Below are 25,026 nucleotides of genomic sequence, written 5' to 3'. Positions count from 1 at the left end.
TGGTTGGATGATAACCAGTAAATAGATGCCCTATTGGAATGTATTTACTTTCTTATTGCAAGCTTTAGCTGATATTCTATCGCTATGAAAAAGACGCATATCACAGAGCAAAAGTTCGCCGATTTGGATTTAAAGCCCCAAGTTATTGAAGGATTGGAAAAAAAAGGGTTCGAATATTGTACCCCTATCCAAGCCTTGGCGTTGCCGGTACTGCTCACCGGCCAAGACATTGCAGGCCAGGCCCAAACGGGTACTGGTAAAACCCTCGCGTTTCTTACTGCTACCTTCAACCACCTTCTAACGACACCAGAGCACGAAGGGCGCAAGCCAACTCAGCCGCGCGCGATCATTATGGCACCAACGCGTGAGCTAGCGATTCAGATCTTTAACGATGCTGAACCTTTGATTGCGAGCACTGGTCTTAAAGCAGCATTAGCTTACGGTGGCGAAAGCTACGACAAGCAACTTGCCAAACTGCAAGACGGCGTAGATGTTCTTATCGGCACCACAGGCCGTATCATCGATTTCTACAAGCAACGCGTATTCAACCTAAACAACATTCAAGCGGTTGTTCTGGATGAAGCAGACCGCATGTTCGATCTTGGCTTTATTAAAGACATTCGCTTCTTGTTCCGTCGTATGCCTGAGCCAAAAGAGCGTTTGAACATGCTGTTCTCAGCAACGCTGTCTTACCGCGTACAAGAATTGGCATTCGAACACATGCACAACCCTGAGCATGTTGTGGTTGAGCCAGAGCAAAAAACCGGTCACCGCATCCAAGAAGAGCTTTTCTACCCTTCTAATGAAGACAAAATGGCACTGCTTCAAACTCTTATTGAAGAAGAATGGCCAGACCGCGCGATCGTTTTTGCTAACACTAAACACAAGTGTGAATCGATTTGGGGTCACCTAGCAGCAGATGGTCACCGTGTTGGTCTACTAACTGGCGATGTACCACAGAAGAAGCGTGAAAAGATTCTTGAGCAATTCACTCGTGGTGAAGTTGACCTACTCGTAGCAACCGACGTGGCAGCTCGTGGTCTTCATATTCCTCAAGTAACACACGTATTCAACTTCGACCTACCAGATGATTGTGAAGATTACGTTCACCGTATCGGTCGTACTGGTCGTGCTGGCGCAAGTGGTCACTCTATTAGCTTTGCTTGTGAAGATTACGCAATCAACCTGCCACCAATCGAAGAATACATTGAGCACGCAATTCCAGTTTCTGATTACGATGCTTCGGCTCTAATCCAAGACTTGCCTGCACCACTTCGTATGCGCGCACCTCGTACTCAGCAACGTCGCACCAATACAGGTGGCACTCGCTCTGGTAACCGAAAGCCGCAAGGACGTCGTCCTCGTCAGCCGCGTCAATCAGCGCCAAAACAATCATAAAAGGAAACTGAAGTCGTTTATGAGTCAAGCAGGATCATCACCGCTATACGCCGCCATCGACCTCGGGTCGAACAGTTTTCACATGCTCGTTGTGCGTCACATCGATGGCAGCGTTCAAACTATGGCTAAAATTAAGCGCAAAGTTCGTCTAGCCGCGGGCTTAGATGAACATAACTCTCTTAGTATGGAAGCTATGCAGCGAGGATGGGACTGCTTAAGTCTATTTGCAGAACGCTTGCAGGATATTCCTAAACAGAACATCCGCATTGTGGGTACCGCGACATTGCGTACCGCGACCAATGTGGATGTTTTTCTAGAGAAGGCGAACCAAATCTTAGGTCAGCCTATCGAAGTGATTACCGGCGAAGAAGAAGCCGCCACTATATATAAAGGTGTTGCTCACACCTCCGGTGGCAGCGGTCGTCGCCTTGTGGTCGATATCGGCGGTGCGAGTACCGAACTGATTATCGGTGAAGGTTTCGAAGCCAAAGCACTGACCAGTCTAAAAATGGGCTGTGTCACTTGGTTAGAGAACTTCTTCAAAGACCGCCAATTAAATGCACGTAACTTCGAAGCCGCAATTGAAGGTGCGAAGCAAACTCTGATGCCAATCTTAGAACAGTACACCGACCTAGGTTGGGATGTGTGTGTTGGCGCATCGGGTACCGTTCAAGCACTACAAGAGATAATGCTAGCGCAAGGTATGGACGAAGTAATTACTCACTCCAAACTTAAGCGTCTGCAAAAGCAGGCGATGCTTGCTGATCACTTGGAAGAGCTCGATATTGAAGGCCTTACCCTAGAACGTGCTTTGGTATTCCCAAGTGGCTTATCCATTTTAATTGCGATCTTTGAGCTACTAGAAATCGATGCTATGACACTGGCTGGCGGCGCACTACGTGAAGGCTTGGTGTACGAGATGGTTGACGAGCTTCGTCAAAACGACATCCGTGCACGCACTATTTGTAGCGTACAAAGCCGTTACCAACTTGATTGCCATTACGGTGAACAAGTCGCAAAACTTGCGGGCAAACTGCTTGAGCAAGTTGGCGGTGAAGCGTGGGTTACAGAACCTCAAGGTAAAGTGCTGCTAGAAACAACAGCGAAGCTGCATGAAATCGGTCTGACTATCGATTTCAAAAAAGGTGGTGCACACAGCGCTTATCTGCTTCAGCACTTGGATTTGCCTGGTTACACGCGCGCGCAGAAGTTCTTTATCGGTGAAATTGCTCGCCGTTACCGTGAACAGCTGACCTCACTGCCGGAGCAACATGCTCTGTCAGGCACCAGTGGTAAACGCGTACTGCGTCTATTGCGCCTTGCGGTTCTACTCAGCCATCGTCGCAACCCTGATCTGGAGCCAAATGTGACTCTAACGGCAGAAGGTGACAAACTGACGCTCAACATTGATGCGCAGTGGCTAGAGGCAAACCCACTGACTGCAGCTGAATTGGAAATTGAATCCAACCGTCAAACAGACATCGGCTGGCCGTTAAGCGTCGTAGCAATATAATCGACCACTTCTGTCATAACGTATTAAGCCCAAGCACTCGCTTGGGCTTTTTGTATCGAACTTTTACCCCAACAAAACGTGCTGCTCAGCAAAAATCTCAGCTTCTCCGCTCTACATCGAAAAACAGCCATGCTTTATTGATAAACACGATTTAGCCAACCAAGACACACCATCATGAAAACCGTTTTAATGACTGGCTTAACTGGCACCCTCGCCCCTAAAGTTGCTCATCAGTTCCACCTCCGCGGCTGGAATGTATTGGAATGGAATCACCATCAAATCCCGCCGGATGATCTACAGCAAAGTGAGCAATTTTGGCAACAGCACCATATTGATGCGGTGTGCCATATGGCGATGGGGAGTGAAGCGTGGGCAGCGTGGCTTGGTGAGCACTGCAAACAGCGCAACATTCCTTACCTCTTTGTCAGCACAGCAATGGTATTTGATGCCACAAAAAATGGGCCTTATGGCATCTTTGAAGAAAGAAACACCCAAGATGACTACGGCAAATACAAAGTTCGTTGTGAAGATGCAATCTGGCAAGCAAACCCGGATGCGATGATTGCTCGAATCGGTTGGCAACTCCATCATCAAGCAGAAGGCAATAACATGTTGGCGCATCTCGACCGCCAACATGAAGAGAACGGAGTTATTACCGCTAGCACGGCTTGGTATCCCGCGACTTCTCATATGGACGATACTGCACTCGCCTTTTTGCAGCTTATTGAGCGGAACGAAGCCGGTTTATATCACCTTGATAGCAATTTAAAGGATAAGTGGAATTTCTACGAACTCGTTTGTGCACTCAAGCAGCATTACAACAAGCCATGGCAAGTGTTGCCAAGCAGTGACTATCACCATGACCAACGTCTAACCGATGAACGAATTGCCTTGCCGCCATTGAGTGAACGTTTCAACAAGCCAGAGCAAATCCAACAAGCTGGCATCATAGGAATCAACTGGGGACGCACGCACATTCCCCACTATCGAAACAATGGTGTATCGGTCACGACGTTATGCGCCAACCAAATAGAACCGCTTCAACAAGCGTGCAGTGAAGAAGCAATCCCAAAGGCAGAAACAAGCATCAGCGCACTCAAACAACTTGATATCGTGACCATCGCGACACCTGCGCATACTCATGCGGAGATCATAAAGACGTTAGGCTCAACCAAGCTGATTTGTGAAAAGCCATTGGTGGGATTGAATTCTGACATCACTCACTGGCAGCAACCGAACGCCAACCTATTGGTTAATTACGCCTTTGCTCAGCTAAATACCGCCAAGACGATAGAGAAATGGCTCACCTCGCAAACCCAACCTTGTGTGGTCAATCTAGTCACCCAAGTTAACCTACCGGGCACCTTCACACTCAAAGAGTGGTTTCTCGAAACGGCCAGCCACCCTATTTCTTGGTTGCTGCACTGCTTCGGAGACTACTCTCTGTCAACACTGATTGAGGAAAACGGCCAACTGATCGTTGAGTTGCAATGCGGCGACCACCAGCTAAGGTTTGTATTTGAATTAACAGGTGAGCCGGGCATCGAGCACAATCTAACGATTCAATCCAACCAGACCTTAACCAGCAAAGGCTACTACCGTGTCGGCGAAAAATGGCGTTTTGAGCCCATTCTCGTTAATGGCAACGCGATAAATGATGGAGAGTACAGCGAGTCTGATTGCTGGCAGGACGCCAATCAGCGCAGTGTCGGTTTGATGTTGGCGATGTTCAATCAAAGCATCAATTGGGAGAACGGCCTGCAACTTGGCGCCTTCGATGCGCAAAAAGCCATTTTGATTGAGAAGATGCTCTGCTAGTCATTTCACCCGCTAGCTTCCTCTACGTTCCGTATCTTCGATTAAAAGGTCTCACTCGGGACCTTTTTTATTGCTCATTTTTACCTTCGTACAGCTTAGTGAGCTTTTGGACACCCATGATCTAATTACTCCCCACACTGTACAAAACGCTCTAAACCCAAGTAAACAGGCACAAAAAAGCCGCTTGATTTGAGCAAGCGGCTTTCGGGGTTCCCACTGATATTAAGACTGAACGCTTGTCGTCACCTTAAAGTCAGGGTTCACCTCAGTCAGCTTCTTAATTAGGTAATTCAGTAATACGCCGTACATAGGAACGAACAGACCAAGACTGATAATCAGTTTGAAGCCGTAATCCACCAGCGCGATTTCCGTCCAATGCTCTGCCATAAATGGATCTGGGCTTTGGTAGAACGCAATGGCGAAGAAAGCGATGGTATCAAGTGCATTACCGAAAAGCGTAGAACACGTTGGTGCCACCCACCATTGCTTCATTTGACGTAAGCGGTTGAACACATGCACATCCATGATCTGACCAAGTAGGTACGCCATAAAGCTAGCAATCGCGATACGAGCAACGAATAAGTTAAATTCTCCTAGGTGACCAAAACCTTGGAATTGACCTTCGAAGAACACCACCGATAAGAAGTAAGACACTGCCAACGCAGGCAACATCACTAAGAAGATGATCTTACGCGCCAACTGAGCACCGAAAATACGTACGGTTAAATCAGTCGCTAAGAAGATAAATGGGAAAGTGAATGCACCCCAAGTGGTATGGAAACCGAAGATAGTAAACGGTAGCTGAACTAGGTAATTGCTAGATGCAATAATGACTAGGTGGAATAGAACCAGATAGATAAGGGCGTTGCGCTGCTGCGCAGGGGTAAAGTTACTCATGCGATACCTTTTTAGTTTGGTTTGGGGGTGAGGGAACCCAAATCGAGTCACTGAATAAAGTGGCTCTTACCAACAATGTAAAATGAAAAATAAACTGGCTTGGCTCATTCTGAGCGAAGCGGTGGGCGATTATACATTAACCACTTTTCGCCGCAAGTCGTCTGTTTTACGCAAACGTTTGAGCATAAAAAAGGGTGTTTCATGTGAAACACCCTCTCTAGAAAAACTCTATTTTTAGAAACCGCGCTGGAACAATCCTGCGAGATAATCCAACTCTTCCCTGCTCTCTTCAATCGCTAACGCTTCAAACCAAATCGCTTCGCTGTAATGCTCTGCTTTCATAAACAGTCGGCAACCTTCAAAGTCGATCAGCCAAGAGTGAATGTCCGCATCCCATTGCTTTTCCACCACAGTTGCAGAAAGCAAGCCGACTAAACGCTCACCTAAGGCAGGAAAGCTATCAAGGTCAAAGCTCGGCGCGGTAATGATTAAGCGCCCTTCTTGTGCCATGTAATCCGCTAAGCCAAATTCCTTGTGCATCTTGGTTCCTTATCCGTGGTGAGTAATATGTTCTTGAATCAAATCGAGGAATGGATCGGCGTACTTCTCCAGTTTGCGCTGACCAACGCCGCTAACTGCCAGCATTTCGCCGTAAGACGTTGGCAGAATTTCCGCCATATCAATCAGAGTCGCGTCACTGAAGACCACGTATGGTGGTAAACCATCTTCATCAGCAATCGACTTACGCAGCTTACGTAACTTAGCAAACAGCTTTTTGTCGTAGTTCTTGCTGGTCAGTTTGTCCGACTTCGCCGCACGTGCTGCAGTGTCTAAACGCGGAACCGCTAACTCCAGAGTCACATCGCCACGTAGCAGCGGACGCGCCTCTTCAGTAAGTTGCAGCGTTGAGTTACGCGTGATGTTTTGGAACAGCAGCCCTTTGTGGATTAACTGACGGAAGATACTCACCCAGTAATCATGGCTGTGATCGCGCCCTATCGCGTAGGTAGAAATCTTATCGTGCCCGTTTTCACGTACACGAATATTTTGCATGCCACGTAGCACTTCCACTACGTAGCCCATACCAAAGCTCTGATTAACACGGTACACACAAGACAACGCCTTACGCGCTTCTTCCGTGGCATCAAAGTGTTTCGGTGGATCTAAGCAAATATCGCAGTTGCCACATGGCTTCTCTCGATACTCACCAAAGTAATTCAATAGGACCTGACGACGACAAGTTTGCGCCTCAGCAAAGGCACTCATCGCATTCAGTTTATGGGTTTCCACCTGCTTCTGCGGACCATCGTCTTTCTCATCTAACATACGGCGCAGCCAACTGATGTCCGCTGGGTCATACAACATCATGGCTTCCGCAGGCAAACCATCACGCCCTGCACGACCCGTTTCCTGATAGTAGGACTCGATATTGCGCGGGATATCAAAGTGAACCACAAAGCGCACGTTTGGTTTGTTGATGCCCATACCGAATGCCACAGTCGCCACTACGATTTGGATGTCATCACGTTGGAAAGCTTCTTGAACGTAAGCACGCTCATCAGCATCCATACCTGCATGATAACCAGCAGCACGAATGTGGTTGTTACACAACTTCTCAGTCACCATCTCAACTTTCTTACGGCTACCACAATAGATGATGCCGCAATTACCCTTCTGGGTCTCAAGATAACGAACGATTTGCGAAACCGGCTTGTGCTTCTCAACTAAGTTGTAGCGGATGTTGGGACGGTCGAAGCTGCCTAGGTAAACCTCTGGATTATTCAGTTGCAGACGCTCAAGAATATCTCGACGCGTTGCATCATCCGCCGTCGCCGTCAGCGCCATAAATGGCACATGGGAAAACTGCTGCTTAAGTTGACCAAGCGCGGCGTATTCTGGACGGAAGTCGTGTCCCCACTGGGAAATACAGTGCGCTTCATCGACAGCAATCATCGATAGCGGCAAGTTTTCCAAGCGCTCAATGAAATCACGCATCAATACGCGTTCTGGCGAGACGTACACCAACTTAAGATGACCAGTGTGCATGCGGTTATACACGCTAAGCAGCTCTTCGCGAGGCATGGTCGAGTTAATGCATTCAGCCGCCACGCCGTTGGCTTTAAGCTGGTCCACTTGGTCCTTCATCAACGAGATAAGCGGAGAGATCACCAAAGTAATGCCAGAGCGAACCAAAGCAGGAATTTGATAACACAGCGACTTACCGCCACCAGTAGGCAGGATAACTAAGCTGTCGCGACCTTCTACCGCGGCGTCAATCACCAACTGCTGACCATCACGGAACTCTTGGTAACCAAACACATCCTCCAACACACGTCGAGGCGTTACAGGCGAGTCTGATTGTTCGGCTAACAAGGTAGAGGTCATGAAAAATCTCAGATTGGGTCTTAAAAAGAGGTGCTTATGCATGCCACTAGCACGCAAAGTGAGGGCACATTGTAATGGGGTTTCATGGTGAATAAAACCGCAAATTGTTAGGTGATTCAGCTCACGACTCGTATACTGATTTTCTGCTCTATAAAAACTCAATTAGGTGACATCCCATGACACCAGAAGAACAACAACGCTCACGGCAAGGCGTCTTGCTTGCTATTGGCGCGTACACCATGTGGGGCATCGCACCCATTTACTTCAAATCGATTGCGGAAGTCTCGCCACTAGAGATCTTAAGCCACCGAGTGATTTGGTCTTTCTTTTTGCTAGCCGCACTCCTCCATTTTGGTCGCCATTGGCGCTCGGTTCGCGACATCATTAAAAACAAAACCAAGATGATGTTTCTGGTTTCTACTGCCATTTTGGTCGGTGCAAACTGGTTGATCTTCATTTGGGCGGTGAACTCGAATCACATGCTCGATGCCAGCTTGGGTTATTACATTAACCCACTGATCAACGTCTTACTCGGGATGGTCTTCCTTGGCGAGCGTCTACGTAAGCTTCAGTGGTTCGCGGTTGTCCTTGCTGCTTGTGGCGTATTAGTTCAGCTGATCGTCTTTGGCTCGGTGCCTGTGGTCGCGATAGCGCTGGCAATGAGTTTCGGCTTTTATGGCTTGCTGCGTAAGAAAGTCAGTGTGGAAGCACAAACCGGACTGTTTATTGAAACCTTGGTGATGTTACCTGCTGCAGCGATTTATCTGCTGTTTATTGCAAGTTCACCAACGTCCAACATGCTAGATAACCCAATGCAGCTGAATACCTTGTTAATTGCCGCAGGCGTGATCACTACCCTGCCGCTACTGTGTTTTACTGGCGCAGCAACCCGTCTAAAGCTATCGACGTTGGGCTTCTTCCAATACATTGGTCCAAGTTTGATGTTCTTGCTTGCGGTGCTGATCTACGGCGAACCGTTCACCAGCGATAAAGCCATCACCTTCGCCTTTATTTGGGGCGCCTTGGTGGTGTTTAGCTTTGATGGCCTGCGTAATAACCGCAAGTCACGCAAAGCGGCTCAAGCTGCCTGATCGTTTTTTACAAGACATTTAAGAAATTGATGGATAAGCTTGGTCATAATGTGACCAAGCTTTTTTTATTTAATGGAACATATTCAGTACTACGCAACCGACCATGACAACCTGAGTCTGATAGAGGCGAAATACCAGAAATTTGCTTTTCAAAGGCATTACCATCTGGATTTTCATCTCGGTCTGATCACGCATGGCGCACAGAAGTTCCAATACCAAGGTAACAGCCACCAAGTTGGTCACGGGCAAATTGTGATTATGCCGCCAGATGAGCTGCACGACGGGCAATCTAAGCTCGAAAGTGGCTATGAAGTAAATGTATTTGCGATCGAACCTCACCTATTGAGCGATCTGGCTGATCTTAAGCAGAACGGTCAAATAATACACTTCAACGAGCTGATCATCTCGGATCCACAGATATTTTCACAACTTAGTAACTTACACGGGCTACTTCGTCGTGAAAACCTCAGCCAACTCACCAAAGATTGCCTTCCTTTTGAAGGATTTAACCAACTTTTTGATCGCTACGGATCGCTTGAGCGACAAAAAGTGGTGCCGCTAGGAAACCAATCGCTTGGAACGTTAAAAGATTATCTAATGGCGAACCTTGACCAAGCGGTGCGTTTGGATTCGCTATCAGAGCTGTGCCAACTGAGCCCCACTCAGTTCCAGCGCCACTTTAAAGCGCAAACAGGCATGACGCCTTATGCATGGTTCGCACGCCTGCGCCTCGAACAAGGCATGAAGTTACTGCAAGCTGGTCAATGTGGTACCGACGTCGCCCATCAGATCGGTTTCTACGATCAAGCGCATTTCAGCAAAGCGTTTAAGCAGACCTACGGCGTTTCCCCTTCTCAAGTGACTCGTTAATTTCATTTACCGAGAAAGCTGTCAGTTTTTTACAAGCGCTACAGGTGACTTGCCACGACAATAGCCGCATTAGTTATACTTGAGATGTGTTATGAATGAATCCACCATATTGCTGACGCTCGCCAGCATTCACTTTATTGCCCTAATGAGTCCAGGTCCCGACTTTGCGTTGGTCGTACAAAACGCGACGCGTCATGGTCGTCAAACTGGCTTGTACATTGCGTTGGGATTGTCTGTCGGTATTTTGCTGCACTCTTTGTTCAGCCTGACAGGCGTGAGTTATATCGTCCACCAGCACCCAGTGTTGTACTCGGTGGTGCAACTGCTCGGTGGTAGTTACCTGCTCTATTTAGGTATTGGTGCATTGAGCGCAGTGATCTCGATGATCAAAAATCCGCTGGCGGATCAACCTAAGAAGCAAAACAACCTAGTGATCAGCAATAAGCGTCAGGCATTTGCTAAAGGATTTGCGACCAACATTCTTAACCCGAAAGCCTTGGTGTTCTTTATCAGTTTGATGTCGAGCTTAGTCCCTGCTGGTATGTCGATCACTGGCAAAGGTATTGCTTTAGTCATCTTGTTTGGCTTGTCGCTATTCTGGTTCTCTAGCCTTGCATGGATGCTGTCGACACAGCGCTTACAACGCAAATTGCAACAAGCAGGCATCTACATCGACGGTCTGTGTGGCGTGGTATTTACCCTAGTGGGCGGCAGTATTTTGTACCAAACCATCAGCACTTTTATCGGATAAAGTACTGATTTAAAAGCGTAGCACAATCGACATTTCTAAGATTGCTGACTCGACGTGACTCTTCATGACTGCCAAGCTGAAAGCACAAAACTGGCAACATGGAGAGTCATCATGCATTGGACGTTCAACCGACTCGTGACCACGGGTCTTTTTCTTACTTCCCCACTCGTCTTATCTACCTCAGCCTTTGCTAACCAAGCGGCAGATGCCGTTGCGCCGGAGCAGAGTACTGGCTTCGAGAAAAAGCAATTGGTCAAAGCCAAAGATTATATGGTCACAGCAGCCAACCCACTTGCCACCCAAGCCGGGGCAGATGTTCTTGCACAAGGCGGTAATGCTATTGATGCTATGGTTGCCGTGCAACTGATGCTGGGCTTGGTGGAACCGCAATCTTCAGGCATTGGTGGCGGCGCCTTCTTAGTGTATTGGGACAGTGAGAAACAAAAACTGACTACGTATGATGGGCGCGAAACCGCACCGCTTGCCGCGACGCCGAAACTCTTCCTAGATGACAAAGGACAACCACTGCAATTTTACGATGCGGTTGTCGGAGGGCGCTCCGTTGCTACTCCTGGCACAGTGAAACTACTTTGGGACACGCACCAGAAATACGGCAAGTTGGAATGGAAAAAGATCATCCAACCTGTGATTACCTTGGCTGAGCAAGGTTTCGAGGTCAGTCCTCGTCTCGCGAGTCTGATTGAGAAAGATGCCAAGCGTCTATCACGCTTCCCTGCGACTAAGGCTTACTTCTTTAATCCAGATGGCTCACCAAAAGCCGAAGGCACGTTGTTGAAGAACCCTGAATACGCGCAAACTCTGACGGCAATTGCAGAGCAAGGAGCAAAAGCTTTCTATCAAGGCGATATCGCCACAGACATCATCAAGACAGTACAGAATGCACCGGGCAATCCTGGCGTATTGGCACAACCTGACTTTGATGCGTTCCAAATCAAGCAACGTGAACCGGTTTGTGCGGCTTACCAAAGCTATGACATCTGCGGTATGGGACCACCAAGCTCTGGCGCATTGACGGTTGGACAGATTCTCGCGATCACCGAGCAATACGATCTTAAAGGCTGGGGAGCCGAAAGCGCGAAATCATGGCAAGTGATCGCCGACGCGTCTCGCCTTGCGTTCGCGGATCGCGGTAAATACATGGCTGACCAAGATTATGTACCAATGCCAACCGAAGGCTTGCTTGATAAAGATTATCTCAAACAACGTGCTGAGCTCATTCAAGTCGGTAAGGCGTTGAGTAAGATTGAAGCCGGCAATCCTCCTTGGTCGCACGCCATGAACCTAAGCATGGACCAATCAATCGAGCTGCCTTCCACCAGCCATTTCAATATCGTCGATAAGCAAGGCAATGTTGTTTCAATGACAACAACCATTGAAAACGCTTTTGGCTCACGCTTGATGGTGCGCGGCTTCTTGCTCAACAACGAACTGACCGACTTCTCCTTCCGCACGCATCAAAATGGTGTGCCAATCGCGAACCGCTTAGAACCGGGTAAACGCCCACGCTCATCCATGGCACCAACCATTATGATGAAGGATGACAAACCTTACATGGCAATTGGTTCACCGGGTGGCAGCCGTATCATTGGTTACGTCGCACAAGCCATTATCGCCCACACGCAATGGGATATGGACATCCAAAGCGCGATTAATCAGCCACGATTACTGAACCGTTTTGGCACCCTAGATATTGAGCAAGGTACCGCCGCAGAAGGCTTACAGCCTGAGTTGGAGAAGATGGGTTTTAAAACTGATGTTCGTGATTTGAACTCTGGACTGCATGCAATACGTATAACAAAAGACGGTCTTGAGGGCGCTGCCGATCCAAGACGTGAAGGTGCCGCTATCGGGCAGTAAGAGTCTTTCGCTCGACCCTTTGTGCGAGATCTCTCACAAAGGGTTGAGCAAACCTCTCTTTTTTAATGGAAAAACCGTACAACAAAGAGCATAAGTTATTGAATTTAATATTTATGTATCTTTTTTGAACGCAAAGAGAGTGAAAAAATGTGAGATTAGCCCGTTGTTGGAAATCGTTAAACACGTAATATTAAACCTGTCGGAAGGATGCTGACACGGAACAGGAAACACCACGGACTTGGTGAACTTCAGGAAGAAGAAACGGTTATTCAGGATGAATAGTCGGGCATGGATTGCAAAATTGGACATTGAACGGAATCAATAGTGACTAGGATGGTTGCTACTAAGGACGGGATATGGACACCTCTGGACGAGGCAAGGATTTGAACATCAGGATGATGTCAGGGACACCGCTCAGGGAACAAGTGATGAGAGCTAACGAGGACGGTTAGCAGACCAGGATAAGGTCATTAAGGACACCGCTAGGAAGGCGACGTAAGGATTAAGCTGACGGATTCAGCACACTATCATGGATTAGATGCATGGAGCACTCTTAGTAGCCGGATTGCTGCGAGTAAGACTATAACCCCGATGGGCGCAAGCCCTCGGGGTTTTTCTTTGCCTAAAATTTTTCTCAGCAGCTCTACGGAAAGCTGACATTCACCCACAACGCCCACCTTTCACTTCAAATGGCATCGTTAAATCACGCTATCGCACTCCATTTATTGTTCCATTTTTTACTGCGTTAGCGACATGAAAGCAACACAAACAAAAAGAGCCGCCGAAGCAGCTCTTAAGTTGATCAGTTTTGGTAAAGCCTTACAGTTTCTCTAGTCGTGCATAAGCAGTTACTAACCATTTAATGCCCTCACCGTTAAAGGCAATCTGTACGCGGCTCTGTGGACCACTGCCTTCGAAGTTGATGATGGTGCCTTCACCAAACTTAGGGTGCATCACACGAGAACCTAGCGTAAAGCCAGTTTCATTGAAGCTCTCTTTCACCGCAGTTTGGCTAAATCGACCACTGCTTGCAGGACGGCTAACTTGCGCCTTCATGCGTACTTCATCTAAACAAGTTTCTGGCAGTTCACGGATAAAGCGAGACGGTTTATGGTACTTATCCTGACCGTACAAACGACGCATTTCAGCATAAGTGATGTACAGTTTCTGCATCGCACGGGTCATGCCTACATAACACAGACGACGTTCTTCTTCCAAACGCCCTGCTTCTTCTGCCGACATTTGGCTTGGGAACATGCCTTCTTCCACACCGACCATAAATACCAATGGGAACTCTAGACCTTTCGCACTGTGCAATGTCATGAGCTGAACCGCGTCTTCAAACTCATCTGCTTGTCCTTCACCCGCTTCTAATGCTGCGTGAGTTAGGAATGCCGTCAGCAGTGACATGTCTTCGGCTTCTTCTGGTTTCTCGAATTGGCGAGTTGCGGTCACCAATTCCTCCAAGTTCTCAATACGCGCCTTAGACTTTTCGCCCTTCTCTTGCTCGTACATCGCGAACAAGCCCGAGTATTTAATCACATGGTCAGTTTGGTGATGCAGCGGCATCTCAATGGTGTCGTCTTCTAGTGCTGTGACAAGCTCGATAAAACGACTCAGAGCACCAGCAGCACGACCAGCAAGCACCTTCTCATCCAACATCGCCACACTCGCTTCCCACATGGTGCAACCACGGTCACGAGCCGCAAAACGGATGGTTTCAAGCGTCTTATCGCCCAAGCCTCGCGTTGGCGTATTCACTACACGTTCAAATGCCGCATCATCATTACGGTTGGCAATCAGACGCATGTAGCTCAAGGCATCTTTGATTTCCTGACGTTCGAAGAATCGCATGCCGCCGTAGATACGGTAAGGCAGACCAGCTTGGATTAATGCTTCTTCGAGTACACGCGACTGGGCGTTATTACGGTAAAGCATTGCAGCGTCATTCAGAGCACCGCCCTTATCTTGCCACTCTTTGATTTTGTTTACCGCAAAACGGGCTTCGTCTAGTTCGTTGTAAGCGCTATATACCGAGATAGGCTCACCGACAACACCATCTGTCCAAAGCTCTTTACCCATACGCTCGGTATTATTCGCGATCAGGGCGTTGGACGCTTCCAGAATGGTCTTGGTTGAACGGTAGTTTTGCTCAAGACGAATGGTATTCACGCTTGGGAATTCCAGCGTAAACTTCTCAATGTTCTCGACTTTTGCACCACGCCAGCCGTAAATCGACTGATCGTCATCACCTACGATCATCACATGACACTCAGGACCCGCCATCATACGTAGCCAAGCATATTGAATGTTGTTGGTATCTTGGAACTCGTCCACCAAGATATGCTTAAAGCGTGCTTGGTAGTGTTCACGGACGAACTTGTTATCACGCAGTAGCTCATGTGCGCGCAGCAAGATTTCCGCAAAATCGACTAAACCAGCACGATCACACGCTTCTTGGTAAGCGGTGTATAGCTGCAGATATGTCTTGGTCACTGGATCATGGTACGCATCAATGTGCGACGGGCGCAGACCTTCGTCTTTCTTGCCGTTAATCCACCATGCAACTTGGCGCGCTGGCCACTGCTTCTCATCGAGGTTTTGCGCTTTGATCAAACGCTTTAGTAGACGCTGTTGGTCGTCACTGTCGATGATTTGGAAATCTTCCGGTAGCTTGGCATCAAGATAGTGCGCGCGCAGAATACGGTGACAAATGCCGTGGAAAGTACCATTCCACATACCGCCTGCACTGCCCATCATTAGCTCTTCGATACGTCCACGCATCTCTGCCGCCGCCTTATTGGTAAAGGTTACCGACATGATTGAGAACGGAGATGATTGCTCGACCGACATCAACCAAGCGATACGGTGAACAAGAACGCGTGTCTTACCACTCCCTGCACCAGCAAGGACGAGCAAGTTTTCTAGAGGTGCTGCAACGGCTTCACGTTGTTTGTCGTTCAAACCGTCGAGTAATAGAGATGGATCCATCATGATGAGAGCTACTGGTTATTTATACATAAAAATAGATTATAACCTAAACAACCTCTTCAGATTAGACAAAAATTCATAAAAAATTCGTCGTTTTTTTACTCGACACATCAATAAGTTATATAAATTCCATTCTTTAAAACCATTTGTTTCGAAAATTTTTCTGAAAGTTTTTTAGCCAGTTTCCTATCTTTTAAGTTAAGCAAGTTGATAACAAAAACGCCAAAACAGGCGATTCATCTTGCCAACTTAAAGTAAAGGAAATCATTCAGAGGAATTTATTATGAAAAAGTCGAATCTAGCTGTTACTGCTGCTGTTACTGGTCTTCTAGCTCTTGGTGGCACAATGCTAACTGCAGCTCCAGCTGTCGCTGCTGATAAAGAAAAGTGCTACGGCGTTTCTAAAGCAGGTAAAAACGACTGTGCAACGAAAAGCAGCTCATGTGCTGGTACTTCTAAAGAAGATAACCAAAAAGACGCATTCGTAGTCGTACCAAAAGGTCTATGTGACAAACTCGTTGGCGGTAGCACTTCTTCTTCATAATCTTTTATCGCTAGCTACTGCAAGGATGCGTTGACGCTCAACCAGCGCATCCTTCTCTTCCCGCCCGCTTTGAAAAGGAGTTTCACGTGAAACACCACACCTTCCACGACCTTGTTGGAGTTGGATTGAGAACCCCTCATCTCGATTACTTTAGCCAAAACAAACCCGAGTTATCTTGGTTAGAAATCCACAGTGAAAACTATTTTCAACCCAACGCTGCAGAGCGCAATCAATTACAAGCATTACGCGAGCAATATCAAATTAGCTGTCACGGCATTGGTCTGTCACTAGGTTCGGTGGAACGTGTGAATCAAAAGCACCTTGCTCAACTTAAAGCGCTAATTGACTCAATTGATCCGATTCTTGTTTCTGACCATTTGAGTTGGAGTGAAAACGGCGGTCACTACTTTAATGACCTGCTTCCACTTCCGTATACGGAAGAAGCGCTCAAAGTGTTCACTCGTAACGTGAATGAAGTGCAGGATTATTTGCAACGCGAGATCTTGATAGAGAACCCATCTAGTTATGTGAAGTTTCAACATTCGACCATCAGCGAATGGGAGTTCCTTACCGAAGTGCAAAAGCGCACTGACTGTCGTTTATTGCTCGATTTAAACAATGTTTATGTTTCGGCATTCAACCACGGTTTTGATTGCGACACATACCTAGATGCAATTCCAGCCGACAAAGTGGATGAGATTCACTTGGCAGGTTTTACCATCAAACAACTCGACAAAGGTGAGATATGGATTGATACCCATAGCCGCCCAGTTAGCGATGAAGTTTGGCAACTGTTCGCGCAGTGGACAAAAAAACATGGTCCACGTCATGCATTGATTGAATGGGATTTGGATATCCCCGCGCCAGAAATCTTACTGGGAGAAGCACAGAAAGCATCGCAGCTGCTGTTGCAAGGCACACTTCCAAGTGAACAAAGCGAACCAAGGAAGGCATCATGAATCTAGCCACCTTACAAAGCCAGTTTGCTAAAGCCCTACACTATCAAGCACTCGGTGAAGATTGCGATATTGCCAGTGATGAGTTTACCGCTGATGAACGCATGCAGATTTACCGCAATAACTTTATCGTCAGCTTAAGCGAGGTGTTATCCGCGACTTACCCGATGGTTGAAGTGCTGCTTGGTGAAGAATGCTTTAAACAGATGGCTCGCCAGCATGTTCTTACTTATCCATTAGAAGAAGGAAATGTGGTGCATTATGGCGACGGCTTTCAAGACACCATCATGCAGTTTAGTCAGGTGATCGCACAAGCACCTTACAGCCCTGAAGTCGCACGCTTCGAATGGCATATCGACCTCGCTCGTCAAGCACAGTATGAACAATCCAATGCGGCAGCATTAAAACCGCTTGCGTTACTTGGCGAAGTGAGTGAGGAGCAACAACCCGCTTTGGTTTTGCACCTTAAACAAGGCTGCCGAAGCTTTGACTCCAGCTACGCAGTATTTGATTTGTTCAGCGCGATTCAAACTGGCCAATTCGAACAACTTAATATCAACCAATTACAGCAAGGTGTCATCTCGATTCAAGCCAATGGAGAAGCCTTGTGTCACGCACTCGATGCCGATGTGTTCCAACTGCTGCAATGTTTAGAGCAGAAACAGAGTTTGAGCGAAATACCTGAAGTTTTACTCGCTCATCTCAATAGCATCATGGCACTCGATCTCGTTGACGGCTTTACATTGAAATCAATCTAAGGAGCACTCTATGACGGATACGGTTAAAAACTTAGTGAATCGGTACGACGATTTAATCAGTACCCTACAAGCTGGCTTTGTCCCTTTACTACTTCTATTTTGTCGCTTGTGGGTTGCATGGGTGTTCTTCAATTCAGGGCTAATCAAACTCTCGTCTTGGGATAGCACACTGTATTTATTTGAGCTGGAATACCAAGTGCCAATACTGCCATGGGAATTGGCGGCTTACCTAGGTACGGCTGCGGAATTGGTTCTACCGGTGTTCTTGGCACTAGGATTGATTACCCGTCCGATAGCTGCGATTCTGTTTGTGTTCAACATCATCGCCGTGGTCTCTTACCCACTGTTGTGGGAGAAAGGTTTCTATGATCACCAACTTTGGGGATTGATGATTCTCGTAGTGATTGTATGGGGACCTGGACCATTGTCCCTCGACCACATACTGAAGAAGAAAATCACTCACTAAAAAAATCCCCGCGTGATGCGGGGATTTTTTATTATTTGTTCAAGTAAGCCAGTAGCTCTTCAGCTGAGATACCTTGCTTCGCGAGGTCTTTTGCCATCTGCTCTACTTGCTCGCCTTTACGTGATTCAATCACTTGCTGAAATTGATACACAAGATCACGTAATACCGGCACTGGAACTTGTTTTGCCGCGCTACGAATGCGCTCAGAGCTTTGGTTACCTAATTCGTTAAGCAACTTACCAAACATCACCTTTTCTGGTGACTCTTCCATTTGCTCTAGGATACGAGCCATTTCATACGTGGTTAACGACATTACTTTATGAGTTCCGTTATGGTGTCGAGAAAAGTTTGAACGACAAATATACACGCGTTAGGTACATTGGAAAATACTAAATTACCGAGTTTTACGCATTCGCCAATTTCGCATGCCAGTTCTTACCTGCTTTGCTAAACAGAATCACCAAAGCTGGAAGCAATACCCACATATGAATCGCGATCAGAGTTTGTGGATCCAGTGATAAACGCTGTAGCGTACCCACCAACAAACCAGAGCCACTCATTTGGAACAAACCAAGTAGTGCAGCTGCAGTACCCGCTTTATCACCAAACGGTTCTAACGCTTTACCAGCTGCTGCGCCAAGAATCCAAGCGAACCCAACCGATGAGATAAAAATTGGCAGCATGAAAGACAGTGCCGTGTTGTGTTCTTTCATCAGCATCATGATCACACCAGAAATAGCCAGTAAGCTGATACCAACAACCAGTGAATTGTGTGTACCCCAACGATCCATGAACTTAGGTGCAAGCATACAAGCTGCAATGTTGAACGCTGCATTCAGACCAAACCAGAAGGTGAATTCATTCATCGACAAGCCCATGCCTGTCATTAGAACGCCAGGAGCTGAAGTCACGTAAGCAAGAATGACTGCCATCGCCATCAAACACAGTGAAGCGTGGAAGATGAATGATGGTGTGCTCAAGACTGCCCAGTAGCGGCTTAGTTTAAATACCGCCTGCTTTTCAGTTGCAGGGTTGGTTTCCTTCATTCCAAGGAACATCATCGCTCCTGCAATTACAGCGAAACCCGCCATAAAGCTGAAGTTTGCACGCCAATCAAATTGTTGGGTTAACCAACTACCAAGAATCGGTGCCAGTGCCGGGATAAAGCAGATCGCACCGTTAAGGTAACTGATCATTTTGCCGCTTTTTTCCGGACCAAAGATATCGCGAACTGTTGCAAAGGCTGCTACAGATGTTGCACATGCACCTAAGCCTTGTAGCAAGCGAGCCGCCAACATCCACTCAATATTTTGAGCACTCCACGCCAATAAAGCGCTCAATGCGTAGATGGTGATGCCTCCCAATGCAACAGTTCGACGTCCGAGTTTATCTGCCAAGGGACCAGCGAATAGCTGACCAACACCCATAGCAAATAGGAACCAAGTGATGGTGTCTTGTGCCAATGCATTTTCTACCTGAAAAGTGGACGCGATAAGAGGCAAAGCAGGTAGATAGATATCAATCGCAAGCGGACTGAACAGAACTAACATGGTCAACAGCGCCATCTGTTTTTTGCTATTTGTAATATGGCTAGACACAAAACACTCCAAATTGAACAAGAACTTTTGAGCAAAGCTTAATCATCTGATGATATGAATGGAAATGATGTATACTCATGACCATTATTCCAATGGGGAAAATCACTGTGAACGTAGAGAAACTGGCACGCATCGACCTCAATTTGCTGGTCTGTTTTAAAGTGCTGATTGAAGAGTTGAATGTTACCCGAGCCGCCCACAGATTGTGCTTGAGTCAGTCTGCCGTGAGCAAATCCTTAGCGAAATTACGTACCCAATTTGATGATCCCCTATTCACTCGAAACTCACACGGATTGACGCCAACACCGCGCGCATTGTTCCTTAAACCGAAACTGGATCTGTTGATAAACCAACTTGAGGTACTGACTCAACCCGAAGAGTTCTCGCCACAGAGCAGTGAGTACCGTTTTCAAATCGCAGCGGTAGAGAGTGTCTACCCGCTCATTCTGCCCCACTTCTTGCCAGCAATATTCCAACAAGCACCAGGCGTGACCATCAGCACCCACTCTTGGTCGGAACAAACGTTCAAGATGATTCAACGCGGTGAAATCGATTTAGGCATGACAGGTCGAGATATCGACATCAACGATGCCAAGCTGACTATGCTACCGCCCGATGATATTTGTGAACAAGAAATCTATCGCGACCACCAAATGTGTATCGTGCGTAAAGACCACCCGGCTTTGCGTGGTAACTGGAACTTAGAAGCTTACCTAGCCCTGCGTCATGTACAGGTGCGTTGTGATGGCAACGACCGTTGGTTGCTCGATTATCGTTTAGCCGACATTGGTCGTGAGCGTGACATCGCAGTCACCGTACCAGACTTTAACAGTGCCGCCAGTTTGTGTTCTTACACTGATTTTGTGTTTACCGCGCCAAGCCACTTTGTGAAGCTGGCAGCCAAACAACATGACATGGCATTGCTGCCACTGCCACTCGAATTCCCGCCAATGGCTTACACTTTGTTCTGGCACCGAGACAGAGAAAATGACCCAGCTTTAACTTGGCTACGTACCATGATCACGCAAAAAACCGATCATCTTAGATAAAAATCCCGGACGCGATTTGCGCTCTTACGGTAAAATGAGTAGCTTAACAGTCGATAGTCCTTTTTGGCTCATCTATGGTCTGTTGTACTCCGACTCTATTGAAGTGATTGCGAACCTCAATGGAATCGTAAACTGCATGAAGCAGATGGAAACAGCTCCCACACCTGAGCATGAAGGAGCGGTAATTTGAAGGAATAACACAGATGCACAACGATACCCAAAGCCGCGTGAATGCAATTCGCGAATGGCTAGCACAACATAATATTGATGCCCTACTTGTCCCACATGAAGACGAGTATTTGGGCGAATACGTACCAGCGCACAACGAGCGTTTACATTGGCTAACTGGTTTTACCGGTTCTGCTGGTGCTGCGGTAATCACCAAAGACAAAGCCGCTATCTTTGTTGATGGTCGCTACACGGTACAAGTCACTAAGCAGGTTCCTGCTGATCTATTCGAATACCGTCACCTGATTGAAGAGCCTGCACTAGATTGGATTAAAGACCATCTTGCAAATGGCGCATCTGTGGCAATCGACCCTCGCATGCACAACTCTGCTTGGTTAGACATGGCACAAGCAAAACTTGCAGGTGCACTTGAACTTAAGATCCTCGACGGCAACCCAATTGATGAACTGTGGCACGACCGCCCTGCTCCTGTGGTTTCTGATGTTCGTCTAATGGCAACAGAAGCAGTTGGTCAATCAAGTGAAAGCAAACGCCAAGAAATCGCAGATCTCGTGAAAAAAGCCGGCGCAGACAGCGCAGTGATCACAGCACTTGATTCTATCTGTTGGTTGCTCAACGTTCGTGGTCTAGATGTATCACGTCTACCAGTTCTGCTTTCTCACGCGATTCTGCACTCAGATTCAAGCGTGGAATACTTCCTAGATCCTGCTCGCCTACCTGCTGAGTTTGACGCTCATGTTGGTTCTGGCGTAACAGTTCATCACCCTGAAGCATTACAAGTACGACTAGAAACCCTAACTGGCAAGAATGTACTGGTTGACCCTGCGACAAGTAACGCGTGGTTTAAGTTGGTTCTACAAAATGCTGGCGCATCTGTGGTGAGTAAAGCTGATCCATGCCTAATGCCAAAAGCGGCGAAGAACGCAGTTGAAATCGCAGGTATGAAAGCATGTCATATCCGCGATGGCGTGGCGATGAGCAAGTTTCTATCTTGGTTAGATGCTGAAGTCGTTGCGGGTAACCTGCATGATGAAGCGACGCTGGCAGACAAACTGGAAGCGTTCCGTAGCGAAGACCCGACACTTATGGATCTTAGCTTCGATACTATTTCAGCTGCGGGCGGAAACGCAGCAATGTGTCACTACAACCACGAAAACCAACCTGAACCTGGCAAGCTAGAACTGAACACGCTTTACCTAGTGGATTCAGGCGGTCAGTACCTAGATGGTACGACAGACATCACGCGTACAATTGCGATCGGTCAGCCTTCACAAGAGATGATTAAACAATTCACTCTCGCACTAAAAGGTCACATCGGTGTTGCTCGTGCACGTTTCCCGAAAGGCACACGTGGTTACCAAATCGATACGCTAGCTCGTCAGCACCTATGGGCGGAAGGCTACGATTACGACCACGGTACTGGTCACGGTGTTGGTCACTTCCTAAGTGTTCATGAAGGTCCAGCGAGCATTTCGAAGAAGCAAATCGACGTGCCTCTAACAGAAGGTATGGTGCTATCCAACGAGCCGGGCTACTACCGTGCGGATGCGTTTGGTATCCGTATTGAAAACCTAGAGCTTGTTGTTGAAACACCGACTAACGGTGACTTCCCTGTTCTATCATTTGAGTCACTAACACGCTGCCCAATCGACAAGCGCAACATCAACGTTGATATGCTAACTCGTCCAGAACTTGCTTGGCTGAATGATTACCATCAGAAGGTATGGGATGAGATCAGCCCACTTGTTGAAGGTGATGTGAAAGAGTGGCTTCGTCAAGCAACGCTACCAGTAGCACACAGCTAGAAGCTAGAAGCTAGAAGCTAGAAGCTAGAAGCTAGAAGCTAGAAGCTAGAAGCTAGAAAAAGTAGAGGGTTGATGTAAAACATCAACCCTCTTTTCTTTACTTATGTTTCACGTGAAACATAACGATGACCAGTGCCTTTCTTTGCTACTTAACCAGAATACGCCGAGTGCCAATCTCGCCATACTGGGTCAAACCCTTTGGCTCGAATCATATCTTCCACAGAACCTGCGCTTCGCTCATCACTGATCTCAAACTGCTCGAGTTCAACATCATCCATCGCATAACCACCCGGCTGAGTTTTCGATGCTGCAGACATACTGGTAATGCCTAAAGGCAATGCGTTATCTCTAAACTTCGGTGACTCACGAGTCGATAATGACAACTCCACTTCTGGATTCAACAAACGATAAGCGCAAATCAGCTGAACAAGTTGCTTATCCGTCATGACTGATTTGGGTTGGAGCGCCCCTTCACAAGGACGTAAACGTGGGAAGGAAATTGAGTAACGAGTTTGCCAATACGTGCGCTCAAGATAGTCCAAGTGCGCTGCCACATAAAAACAATCTGTTCGCCACTCTTCCAACCCTATTAAAGCACCAATACCGATCTTATCAATGCCCGCCTTTGCAAGACGATCGGGTGTATCCAATCGGTATTCAAAATCCATCTTATTACCACGCAGATGGTGCTCAGCGTAGGTCGAAGGTTGATACGTTTCTTGATAGACCATCACCGCATCCAAACCCAATGTCTTGAGCTCAACGTATTCGTCTTGATCAAGTGGCTGCACTTCCATCGCCAAATAGTTAAAGCGCTTCTTAATCATAGGCACCATTTCGCGAAAGTATTTCATGCCCACTTTGGTTTCGTGTTCACCAGTCACCAGCAATACGCTATCAAACTTCATGCGCTTGATGGCTTCAACTTCTGCTGCCACTTCGTCCCGATTCAAGGTACGACGCTTGATTCTATTCTCCATTGAGAAGCCACAATAAGTACAAGCATTGGCGCACAAGTTAGAAAGGTACAATGGAATATAAAGCGACATGGTATTACCAAAACGCTTGCGAGTTGCCGAGTATGACAGCTGCGCCATTTGCTCTAAATACGCTTCAGCCGCTGGTGAAATTAGCGCTTTAAAGTCTTCCAAATCACGTTTGGGTTTATTCAATGCCCGCTCGACATCTTGTGCCGTTTTCGCGTAGATCGACATCGAAATGTCATCCCAATTAAGCTGCTTAAATTGTTCAACGAAGCTCATGTTTTCCTCGCTTAATAGCTAAACCAATCTAGGACTAAAGCTCATCTAGGAATGACGTCAGTGGACTCGACGCAACCGCATGAGAAACCTTACCAGCAAGTCCGGCTTCATAAGCCATACGCCCGGACTCTACCGCCAACTTAAATGCCTTCGCCATCGCAACGGGATCGCTCGAAGCTGCAATCGCGGTATTGACGAGCACGGCATCCGCGCCCATTTCCATCGCACGCGCGGCATGTGAAGGAGCACCAATACCTGCATCAACAACCACAGGAACATTAGCTTGGTCGATAATGATCTCTAGGAAATCGTGGGAAACTATCCCTTTGTTAGAACCGATCGGAGCACCTAATGGCATGACCGCAGCACAGCCTACTTCTTCCAATCGTTTACACAGAACTGGGTCAGCATGACAATAAGGAAGCACAATGAAGCCTTCACGAACCAGTTGTTCAGCGGCCGCAAGTGTCTCGATTGGATCGGGCATCAAGTACTTCGGGTCTGGGTGAATCTCCAATTTTAGCCAGTTTGTACCTAACGCTTCTCTCGCCAATTGTGCTGCAAACACAGCATCTTTAGCATTCTTTGCACCTGAGGTATTCGGCAATAAGTTCACGCCCGCTTGTACTAGCGGCAGCAAAATATCGTCTTGTTGGTCGTTCACATCGACACGCTTCAACGCCATGGTCGCAAGTTGAGAACCCGATACTTGAATCGCTTCTGCCATTAATCGGCTGTTGGCAAACTTCCCTGTTCCCGTGAACAGTCTTGATTCGAATTGTTTATCACCAATTTTAAGCATTGACT

Annotated in this window: 21 protein-coding genes; 13 read left to right on the top strand and 8 right to left on the bottom strand. The window is 47.3% G+C overall.

Features of this window, described 5'->3' with window-relative positions; translation table 11 throughout:
* The first annotated feature begins 84 nt into the window (after nt 1-84).
* From rhlB to KJB05_RS00395, 3 genes are all read left to right on the top strand, one after another.
* Nucleotides 85-1,398: an ATP-dependent RNA helicase RhlB gene (gene rhlB, locus KJB05_RS00405; protein WP_208445824.1), complete on the top strand. Its 1,314-nt coding sequence runs from the start codon at nt 85-87 to the stop codon at nt 1,396-1,398.
* Between the two features lie 19 nt (nt 1,399-1,417).
* Nucleotides 1,418-2,911 (top strand): guanosine-5'-triphosphate,3'-diphosphate diphosphatase, encoded by a 1,494-nt coding sequence (gene gppA, locus KJB05_RS00400; RefSeq protein ID WP_039843022.1) that lies wholly within the window; start codon nt 1,418-1,420, stop codon nt 2,909-2,911.
* A 174-nt stretch (nt 2,912-3,085) separates the two neighbouring features.
* On the top strand, nt 3,086-4,729 hold the full coding sequence (locus tag KJB05_RS00395; RefSeq protein ID WP_208445825.1) for a sugar nucleotide-binding protein: 1,644 nt from the start codon (nt 3,086-3,088) through the stop codon (nt 4,727-4,729).
* Between the two features lie 222 nt (nt 4,730-4,951).
* On the opposite strand, the gene KJB05_RS00390 is transcribed toward KJB05_RS00395, so the two are convergent.
* From KJB05_RS00390 to recQ, 3 genes are all read right to left on the bottom strand, one after another.
* Nucleotides 4,952-5,626 (bottom strand): 7-cyano-7-deazaguanine/7-aminomethyl-7-deazaguanine transporter, encoded by a 675-nt coding sequence (locus KJB05_RS00390; protein ID WP_033907317.1) that lies wholly within the window; start codon nt 5,624-5,626, stop codon nt 4,952-4,954.
* Nucleotides 5,627-5,860: 234 nt separating this feature from the next.
* Entirely contained in the window at nt 5,861-6,166 is a 306-nt protein-coding gene (locus tag KJB05_RS00385) for a DUF3630 family protein (RefSeq protein WP_009696785.1), read from the bottom strand.
* A 9-nt stretch (nt 6,167-6,175) separates the two neighbouring features.
* Entirely contained in the window at nt 6,176-8,011 is a 1,836-nt protein-coding gene (recQ, locus tag KJB05_RS00380; RefSeq protein WP_208445826.1) for an ATP-dependent DNA helicase RecQ, read from the bottom strand.
* A 176-nt stretch (nt 8,012-8,187) separates the two neighbouring features.
* Between recQ and rarD the strand changes: the two genes are divergently transcribed.
* From rarD to ggt, 4 genes are all read left to right on the top strand, one after another.
* The gene (rarD, locus tag KJB05_RS00375; RefSeq protein WP_050937618.1) at nt 8,188-9,102 is read left to right on the top strand and encodes an EamA family transporter RarD; all 915 of its coding nucleotides are present in this window, start codon (nt 8,188-8,190) and stop codon (nt 9,100-9,102) included.
* A gap of 72 nt (nt 9,103-9,174) precedes the next feature.
* Nucleotides 9,175-9,972, top strand: a complete 798-nt coding sequence (locus tag KJB05_RS00370; protein ID WP_005451239.1) for an AraC family transcriptional regulator — start codon at nt 9,175-9,177, stop codon at nt 9,970-9,972.
* Nucleotides 9,973-10,063: 91 nt separating this feature from the next.
* Nucleotides 10,064-10,723 (top strand): LysE family translocator, encoded by a 660-nt coding sequence (locus KJB05_RS00365; RefSeq protein WP_208445827.1) that lies wholly within the window; start codon nt 10,064-10,066, stop codon nt 10,721-10,723.
* Between the two features lie 111 nt (nt 10,724-10,834).
* Nucleotides 10,835-12,601, top strand: coding sequence for a gamma-glutamyltransferase (gene ggt / locus KJB05_RS00360; protein ID WP_208445828.1), 1,767 nt, complete (start codon nt 10,835-10,837; stop codon nt 12,599-12,601).
* Nucleotides 12,602-13,420: 819 nt separating this feature from the next.
* Here ggt and uvrD read toward each other — a convergent pair.
* Nucleotides 13,421-15,595, bottom strand: a complete 2,175-nt coding sequence (uvrD, locus tag KJB05_RS00355; RefSeq protein ID WP_017817563.1) for a DNA helicase II — start codon at nt 15,593-15,595, stop codon at nt 13,421-13,423.
* A 280-nt stretch (nt 15,596-15,875) separates the two neighbouring features.
* Between uvrD and KJB05_RS00350 the strand changes: the two genes are divergently transcribed.
* From KJB05_RS00350 to KJB05_RS00335, 4 genes are all read left to right on the top strand, one after another.
* Complete coding sequence (locus KJB05_RS00350) at nt 15,876-16,136, top strand: DUF2282 domain-containing protein (RefSeq protein WP_005451246.1); 261 nt, start codon at nt 15,876-15,878, stop codon at nt 16,134-16,136.
* An 86-nt stretch (nt 16,137-16,222) separates the two neighbouring features.
* Complete coding sequence (locus tag KJB05_RS00345) at nt 16,223-17,095, top strand: DUF692 domain-containing protein (RefSeq protein ID WP_061011022.1); 873 nt, start codon at nt 16,223-16,225, stop codon at nt 17,093-17,095.
* Nucleotides 17,092-17,850, top strand: coding sequence for a DNA-binding domain-containing protein (locus KJB05_RS00340; RefSeq protein WP_208445829.1), 759 nt, complete (start codon nt 17,092-17,094; stop codon nt 17,848-17,850). The genes KJB05_RS00345 and KJB05_RS00340 overlap by 4 nt, the downstream gene beginning before the upstream one ends.
* Nucleotides 17,851-17,860: 10 nt before the next feature.
* On the top strand, nt 17,861-18,316 hold the full coding sequence (locus tag KJB05_RS00335) for a DoxX family protein (protein ID WP_208445830.1): 456 nt from the start codon (nt 17,861-17,863) through the stop codon (nt 18,314-18,316).
* 31 nt (nt 18,317-18,347) lie between these two features.
* Here KJB05_RS00335 and KJB05_RS00330 read toward each other — a convergent pair whose 3' ends face one another.
* Nucleotides 18,348-18,629, bottom strand: coding sequence for a hypothetical protein (locus KJB05_RS00330; RefSeq protein ID WP_005443411.1), 282 nt, complete (start codon nt 18,627-18,629; stop codon nt 18,348-18,350).
* Nucleotides 18,630-18,720: 91 nt separating this feature from the next.
* Entirely contained in the window at nt 18,721-19,914 is a 1,194-nt protein-coding gene (locus KJB05_RS00325; RefSeq protein WP_208445831.1) for a multidrug effflux MFS transporter, read from the bottom strand.
* 107 nt (nt 19,915-20,021) lie between these two features.
* On the opposite strand from KJB05_RS00325, the gene KJB05_RS00320 reads away from it, so the two are divergent.
* Together KJB05_RS00320 and KJB05_RS00315 are read left to right on the top strand one after the other, a co-directional pair.
* Nucleotides 20,022-20,963 (top strand): LysR substrate-binding domain-containing protein, encoded by a 942-nt coding sequence (locus KJB05_RS00320; protein WP_005447244.1) that lies wholly within the window; start codon nt 20,022-20,024, stop codon nt 20,961-20,963.
* A gap of 203 nt (nt 20,964-21,166) precedes the next feature.
* Nucleotides 21,167-22,957, top strand: a complete 1,791-nt coding sequence (locus KJB05_RS00315) for an aminopeptidase P family protein (RefSeq protein WP_208445832.1) — start codon at nt 21,167-21,169, stop codon at nt 22,955-22,957.
* A gap of 149 nt (nt 22,958-23,106) precedes the next feature.
* On the opposite strand, the gene thiH is transcribed toward KJB05_RS00315, so the two are convergent.
* Nucleotides 23,107-24,219: a 2-iminoacetate synthase ThiH gene (gene thiH, locus KJB05_RS00310; RefSeq protein ID WP_208445833.1), complete on the bottom strand. Its 1,113-nt coding sequence runs from the start codon at nt 24,217-24,219 to the stop codon at nt 23,107-23,109.
* A gap of 34 nt (nt 24,220-24,253) precedes the next feature.
* Nucleotides 24,254-25,021 carry a thiazole synthase gene (locus tag KJB05_RS00305; protein ID WP_005397059.1) on the bottom strand — a complete coding sequence of 256 codons (768 nt, stop codon included), beginning with the start codon at nt 25,019-25,021 and terminating at the stop codon, nt 24,254-24,256.
* Nucleotides 25,022-25,026: the final 5 nt, after the last annotated feature.

Origin of the sequence: Vibrio sp. B1ASS3 (assembly GCF_905175355.1) — a bacterium.
In the GTDB taxonomy this organism is placed as follows: domain Bacteria; phylum Pseudomonadota; class Gammaproteobacteria; order Enterobacterales; family Vibrionaceae; genus Vibrio; species Vibrio owensii.
This window is presented reverse-complemented; position numbering and strand designations above follow the sequence as displayed.

Excerpts from the sequence above, each read along its gene's own strand:
- KJB05_RS00335 (WP_208445830.1), top strand. The coding sequence starts at position 17,861 with ATGACGGATACGGTTAAAAACTTAGTGAATCGGTACGACGATTTAATC.
- KJB05_RS00395 (WP_208445825.1), top strand. The coding sequence starts at position 3,086 with ATGAAAACCGTTTTAATGACTGGCTTAACTGGCACCCTCGCCCCTAAA.
- ggt (WP_208445828.1), top strand. The coding sequence starts at position 10,835 with ATGCATTGGACGTTCAACCGACTCGTGACCACGGGTCTTTTTCTTACT.
- KJB05_RS00305 (WP_005397059.1), bottom strand. The coding sequence starts at position 25,021 with ATGCTTAAAATTGGTGATAAACAATTCGAATCAAGACTGTTCACGGGA.
- gppA (WP_039843022.1), top strand. The coding sequence starts at position 1,418 with ATGAGTCAAGCAGGATCATCACCGCTATACGCCGCCATCGACCTCGGG.
- KJB05_RS00390 (WP_033907317.1), bottom strand. The coding sequence starts at position 5,626 with ATGAGTAACTTTACCCCTGCGCAGCAGCGCAACGCCCTTATCTATCTG.
- rhlB (WP_208445824.1), top strand. The coding sequence starts at position 85 with ATGAAAAAGACGCATATCACAGAGCAAAAGTTCGCCGATTTGGATTTA.
- KJB05_RS00385 (WP_009696785.1), bottom strand. The coding sequence starts at position 6,166 with ATGCACAAGGAATTTGGCTTAGCGGATTACATGGCACAAGAAGGGCGC.
- KJB05_RS00370 (WP_005451239.1), top strand. The coding sequence starts at position 9,175 with ATGGAACATATTCAGTACTACGCAACCGACCATGACAACCTGAGTCTG.
- KJB05_RS00340 (WP_208445829.1), top strand. The coding sequence starts at position 17,092 with ATGAATCTAGCCACCTTACAAAGCCAGTTTGCTAAAGCCCTACACTAT.
- KJB05_RS00365 (WP_208445827.1), top strand. The coding sequence starts at position 10,064 with ATGAATGAATCCACCATATTGCTGACGCTCGCCAGCATTCACTTTATT.
- thiH (WP_208445833.1), bottom strand. The coding sequence starts at position 24,219 with ATGAGCTTCGTTGAACAATTTAAGCAGCTTAATTGGGATGACATTTCG.
- rarD (WP_050937618.1), top strand. The coding sequence starts at position 8,188 with ATGACACCAGAAGAACAACAACGCTCACGGCAAGGCGTCTTGCTTGCT.
- uvrD (WP_017817563.1), bottom strand. The coding sequence starts at position 15,595 with ATGATGGATCCATCTCTATTACTCGACGGTTTGAACGACAAACAACGT.
- KJB05_RS00330 (WP_005443411.1), bottom strand. The coding sequence starts at position 18,629 with ATGTCGTTAACCACGTATGAAATGGCTCGTATCCTAGAGCAAATGGAA.
- KJB05_RS00350 (WP_005451246.1), top strand. The coding sequence starts at position 15,876 with ATGAAAAAGTCGAATCTAGCTGTTACTGCTGCTGTTACTGGTCTTCTA.
- recQ (WP_208445826.1), bottom strand. The coding sequence starts at position 8,011 with ATGACCTCTACCTTGTTAGCCGAACAATCAGACTCGCCTGTAACGCCT.
- KJB05_RS00315 (WP_208445832.1), top strand. The coding sequence starts at position 21,167 with ATGCACAACGATACCCAAAGCCGCGTGAATGCAATTCGCGAATGGCTA.